This is a genomic window from Vibrio sp. 10N.286.48.C11 (assembly GCF_041469805.1).
In the GTDB taxonomy this organism is placed as follows: domain Bacteria; phylum Pseudomonadota; class Gammaproteobacteria; order Enterobacterales; family Vibrionaceae; genus Vibrio; species Vibrio crassostreae_C.
In genome coordinates, this window is sequence record NZ_JBFRLK010000068.1 from 1 (window position 1) to 259 (window position 259).

Genomic DNA, 259 nt, shown 5'->3' on the forward strand with positions numbered 1-259 from the left:
GGTTCGATTCGGAACTTCTCAACATCATCACTTTGGTTGGTAAACGAGATAGTCTCGGTTTGGCTCACCGCACTGTCGCTTGGTGTCGAACCATCGACAAGCTGTGTTTCTGATAGCGTCACGCTTGGTACGGACTCGATGGTTGGAATATCGCCATCAGTAATGGTCAGTACAACCGTAGCCGTTTCAACATCTACATCGCCATCGCTAGATGTCACCACTATCGACTTCACAATGTTTTCGCTAACCGTGTGGTCTA

At 48.3% G+C, this 259-nt stretch carries 1 protein-coding gene; it reads right to left on the reverse strand.

Annotated features, from left to right (window positions below; genetic code table 11):
- Positions 1 to 259 (reverse strand): hypothetical protein (locus AB4209_RS16790; RefSeq protein ID WP_372056541.1); only part of this gene is annotated, 259 nt, incomplete at both ends.